Here is a 471-nt window from a genome sequence, read left to right on the forward strand (position 1 = left end):
CCCCCACTGCCCTTCNCCANCCTCGCCAGGCGGGGCGGCTGGGCAAACTCGCTCCGCTGCGCTGCGCTCAGACATGCCCAGCCGACTGCCCCCCGCCTGACAAGGATGGCTCGGCGGACTCAACGGGCCGGCGCAGCCTTTACATGGCAGTCCCAGGCTAGCGTTGTCTGCACTTTACGGATGATCTGCGGTCACCGGTGTTTAGCGTGATGAGCATCATCACTAATCGAACGGCTGTGGTGTGCCATCCATCGCGACAGCATGCGGACCTCTACCAGCCAGCATCCGCGGCATGCTTCACTGTGAGTCCCTGTCGGGCGCCTGGAAGCCACACCGGGCCGTTGAGCCGCGATTTAGCCCGCGAAGCGGGCCGAGGCCCCTGGTTGTCCTGGTCCAGTTATTTTGGACACGAGGATAGGACTTTTTAAAGAGTGGCCATATTGGTCTTTTCGTAGTCTGCCGGAGAGAGAT

Source organism: Bordetella tumbae, assembly GCF_965139195.1.
GTDB classification, from domain to species: domain Bacteria; phylum Pseudomonadota; class Gammaproteobacteria; order Burkholderiales; family Burkholderiaceae_B; genus Bordetella_A; species Bordetella_A tumbae.